Source organism: Vibrio sp. OPT46, assembly GCF_015163535.1.
In the GTDB taxonomy this organism is placed as follows: Bacteria; Pseudomonadota; Gammaproteobacteria; order Enterobacterales; family Vibrionaceae; genus Vibrio; species Vibrio alginolyticus.
This window is the reverse complement of record NZ_JADDYG010000559.1, coordinates 2,805-6,749: the sequence shown is the minus strand read 5'-3', so window position 1 is coordinate 6,749 and position 3,945 is coordinate 2,805. Positions and strand designations below refer to the sequence as shown.

Here is a 3,945-nt window from a genome sequence, read left to right as displayed (position 1 = left end):
AAAATGGTGCACAATGACTTTGCTTTAGCGAAAACTGAAAAAGAGAACGCGGTAACCCGCTGGGAGCAAGCCAATACCGAGCAAGGTACCCGCTACACAGCGTTATGTGTGTTTGATGAGCCAAAGCGTTTAAATATCCACATCGCTGACGACAATCTCGGGCTGACACCATTGGAATCAATCACACTACAAAAAGCCGGCAGCCATAAAACTGAGGAAGGTTTTATACCTGTCGTTCCGGCTGTGCGATTGGGCGAACGCCTAGGCTTGCCGACAGAGGGCTATTACTACCACTTTAATGATGGTGAACTGGTCCAAGAGTACAAAATTCTCGGACAAGAAAAATGGGCATTTTACGCTACGCGATCGACACAAGAGACGCTCAATGACGAGCGCGGTTTTACCAAGGATCAAAGCGCTATTTTGGTGTATTGGAAGTTGGCCAACCAAGTCCTTGAGAACCAATACATCATTTATCTTGAGCGCCAAATCACGCGTGAAGAGCTCGATAATCTTAGTGAAGATTGGCTGAGCGAAAACGGGATAAAGTTGGATATTCCTGCACTGTTTGATGCAGGTAAACAGCCGGAAGAAGCACGCGCAGAAGATTACAACGATGAAGCGGAAGCAGAACAAACCGCAGCAACGCACATCGTAGTTGCGGGGGAAACCTGGCAGAGCATAGCTGAACGGTATGGTATGGGAGCTAAAGCCTTGCTCTCGCTTAACCCAGTGTTTGAGGCCGACCCTCTATCACTCGCAATTGGTGATGAAATTGTTGTTGCTGAAGCACAGCAACAACAAGCACCAGACAAAAAGAACACTTTTCCGCCTCTGCACCCGCAAACCTACAACAACATCCGCAACAGTCATTACCAGCACAGCGATCCTTTACTTGGGTTGACCAAATATCGAGCTATCAACGCTGCCGATTTTGTAGAAGGTGATGTCGCCATCCTTAACTTAAAAGACGCCACAAGCTCGCTCGTGTTCGCTAAATCCTGCATCAGGCCAGAAGGGTGTATTGAAATTGGCGACCAACAAGAGTCAATCAGTAACTTCGGGCCTTGGTCATTCTTCTTTGCGCAAGCGAATGCGACCCCAGCTGCTGTCATACCCGCCATTCAAGCAACACAAGCACAAATGGCCATGGGAAGTTCCGCCGCTGTCGCTGGCTCACCAGAGCAAACGCAACAAACCCAAACTGCGGCGATGCAGTTGGATAAACTGGCCGGCACATTGAAAGATAAGATAGTTGAGGGCTACCGCTGGCAAGTAGAAGGCATTGGCTCTTTGTTTGCCATGCAGCAAAGCTTGTTTGGCGATAACACCCAATATACAGACCAAGATTTACGCCAAGTGACCACGGCGCAAAGCCGTGTTCGTGTCCACATTACCGAGCCCCAAGATGGGGAGTTTTATCCGCACGTGCAGGGCTATCATGTAGACGACACGCGCATCCCCATCAAATACGTGAAACAGGGAAATAATAGCCAGCTGTCCGTTGCGATTGAGGAGAACGGACCAACCATCTATTGGACACCAGAAGAAAACGGTGAAGCAAGTTGGCAAACTACCCCCGATCATAGTGATGGGTTTGAAAAAGACGATATACTGGTCACGCCAATCCACTCGGATAGCGATGCTAACGTCACCGTTACGCCTGCGCCAGAAGAGAAAGACTGGCGCGATGCGATCTTGGTATTCCCTGAAAGCTCAGGTATTGCTCCGCTCTATGTGGTTTACAAAGAAAGCCCGAGAGATAAGCCCGGAGTCGTTACCGGGAAAGGCGAAGATATCTTTGGCATTTGGTTGGCAGGTGCAGGTAAGGACTTAGGAGCCCCAATACCCTCTCAAATAGCTGATAAGCTGAGAGGGAAAGAATTTAGTAATTTTGATGCGTTCCGAAAAGCTTTCTGGATAGAGGTTTCTAAAGATAGTGTGCTTATGGCGCAATTCAACAGAACGAACCAAAAGAAAATTAGTTCCGGTAAATCTCCTATAGCTCCAAAAGGTGAACACTATGGAAAAATGATCAGATATGAGATCCATCACCAACATGAGATATCTAAGGGGGGAGCTGTTTTCCATGTTGATAACCTTGCAGTCGTTACTCCTAAACATCACAAGAGAATCCACTTTGGTAAGAATTAAATGAAGTTAAAAAATAATATTTCCGAGTATACATTTGCTGAATTTAAAGATTTTGTCAGCACAATATGTGATAACGATTTACCTGAAAGTGAGGAGGACAAACTTATCTTACATTTTTCAGAAATTGTTAAACACCCTGATGGGACCGACCTAATATTTTGGCCTAAACCTGATCAAGATGACTCGCCAGAGGGAGTTGTTAATGAAATTAAAAGGTGGTACCAAGAGCAGGGGCTTCCTTGCTTCAAAGAGTAAAAAATAAAAGGCGTCACAATGACGCCTTTTCCCATTCCCATTCCTCAGCCTGCTCTAAAATCCGCTCAAAATCCTCTTGTGTCAGAACCTTATGGTTGCTCTCGGTGAACTCAATATTTTGTCCATTGCGATTGAAGATAACGTACCAACCATCAATTGGACGCCAGAAGAAAACGGTGAAGCAAGTTGGCAAACTCTCGATTCAAGTCAATTTATACCTGCGAACCTTAAACGGATGATGGATGGCAAAGCTCCTCGAGCAAGGTTTAAGGATACCGTTGGGGGAAGACGTTCTTTCTAAATGCACCATGTTGAATAAATACAACATGGTGGTTCTGTGTACGATGTTGATAACTTAAGAGCCCCCGTAATACAACACGAGGATTAACAACAATAGCATTAGAGAATGGATTACTTTTAGTAAGGAAAAAACCAACTAACAGGATATGAATGAGTATTTACTCTGTCTTATAATGGGGCAAAGACTTCTTAGAACTATTACATCCACAACGTGCCCACTACGAATGTGTTCACGGGTAAAAACACCATATGTATCGCTTCAGCTAAACAGCGACCGTACACAAAGACCACAGCCAACACCGACCAACTTCTTGGATTTATACCCAACTTTTTGGCTCGATAAATAAAAAATTGTATCGGCATACACTACTATCATCCTACCTAGCTGATTTTGCAGAAGAAAGTTAATGGCATGCTTACTGCTTATTGCCGTGATAACTAGTATTCACTTTAGGTATTTGTGTGTCCTATAAAGTTCTTCCACTGTCGGAATTAATGTCTCATGAATTTGGATTGATAGAGGGCAACTTCCATAATATTTCGGAAGCGGATATCGCCTCTGCTATTCCTTCACATCTTACTTTTGAACAGCTAAAGCAGCATCTCTACGAAGGTAATCTCGCACTCGTTAGTGATACGCCTCAAACTCCTGCTCTGCTTAGTTACAACGACCCAATAGGTCCTAAAACTTGGCGGCTGAATTCTGAGGTTATCTCTGAACTTTCGGATGATGCGGCTAATAATTTGTTAGCAATAACGAAAACCACCAGAGCAACGGGAGGTTACCGCTCTTGTATCAGGTAAACCTCGACGCCCGAACGAGTTTACACGCCGCCGCCAATCGCAACCGAAAGTGAAGAGGAATTAATCAAGGAGTTTGAGTACAGCTTCGAAGTCGGATGCTCGGATACCACCATAAAGAAAATGGTGCACAGTGACTTTGCTTTATCGAAAACTGAAAAAGAGAGCGCGGTAACCCGTTGGGAGCAAGCCAATACCGAGCAAGGCACCCGCTACACAGCGTTATGTGTGTTTGATGAGCCAAAGCGTTTAAATATCCACATCGCTGATAACAATCTCGGAGTGACACCATTGGAAGCCGTCACACTAAAAAAAGTCGGCAGCCATAAAGCTGAGGAAGGTTTTATACCTGTTGTCCCTGCAGTGCGATTGGGCGAACGTTTAGGTTTGCCTATAGAAGGCTATTACTACCACTTTAATGATGGCGAACTTGTT

General features: G+C 45.0%; 4 protein-coding genes and 1 pseudogene. All 5 read left to right on the top strand.

All coding sequences use genetic code 11. The features are described 5' to 3' along the window. Nucleotides 1-2,154, top strand: a 2,154-nt coding sequence (locus tag IQR33_RS22365; protein ID WP_228014070.1) for an S-type pyocin domain-containing protein, incomplete at its 5' end; no start/stop codon positions are given. Further along, nucleotides 2,155-2,409 carry a bacteriocin immunity protein gene (locus IQR33_RS22360; RefSeq protein ID WP_054576354.1) on the top strand — a complete coding sequence of 85 codons (255 nt, stop codon included), beginning with the start codon at nt 2,155-2,157 and terminating at the stop codon, nt 2,407-2,409. It begins immediately after the preceding gene. Nucleotides 2,410-2,500: 91 nt separating this feature from the next. Beyond that, nucleotides 2,501-2,710, top strand: coding sequence for a hypothetical protein (locus tag IQR33_RS22355; protein WP_228010021.1), 210 nt, complete (start codon nt 2,501-2,503; stop codon nt 2,708-2,710). Nucleotides 2,711-3,171: 461 nt separating this feature from the next. Next, nucleotides 3,172-3,513 (top strand): hypothetical protein, encoded by a 342-nt coding sequence (locus tag IQR33_RS34025; protein ID WP_228010022.1) that lies wholly within the window; start codon nt 3,172-3,174, stop codon nt 3,511-3,513. A 120-nt stretch (nt 3,514-3,633) separates the two neighbouring features. Beyond that, nucleotides 3,634-3,945: pseudogene (locus IQR33_RS34020) on the top strand (S-type Pyocin family protein); the annotation flags it as partial.

Coding starts and splice junctions, on each gene's coding strand:
- IQR33_RS22360 (WP_054576354.1), top strand. CDS start 2,155: ATGAAGTTAAAAAATAATATTTCCGAGTATACATTTGCTGAATTTAAA.
- IQR33_RS22355 (WP_228010021.1), top strand. CDS start 2,501: ATGGTTGCTCTCGGTGAACTCAATATTTTGTCCATTGCGATTGAAGAT.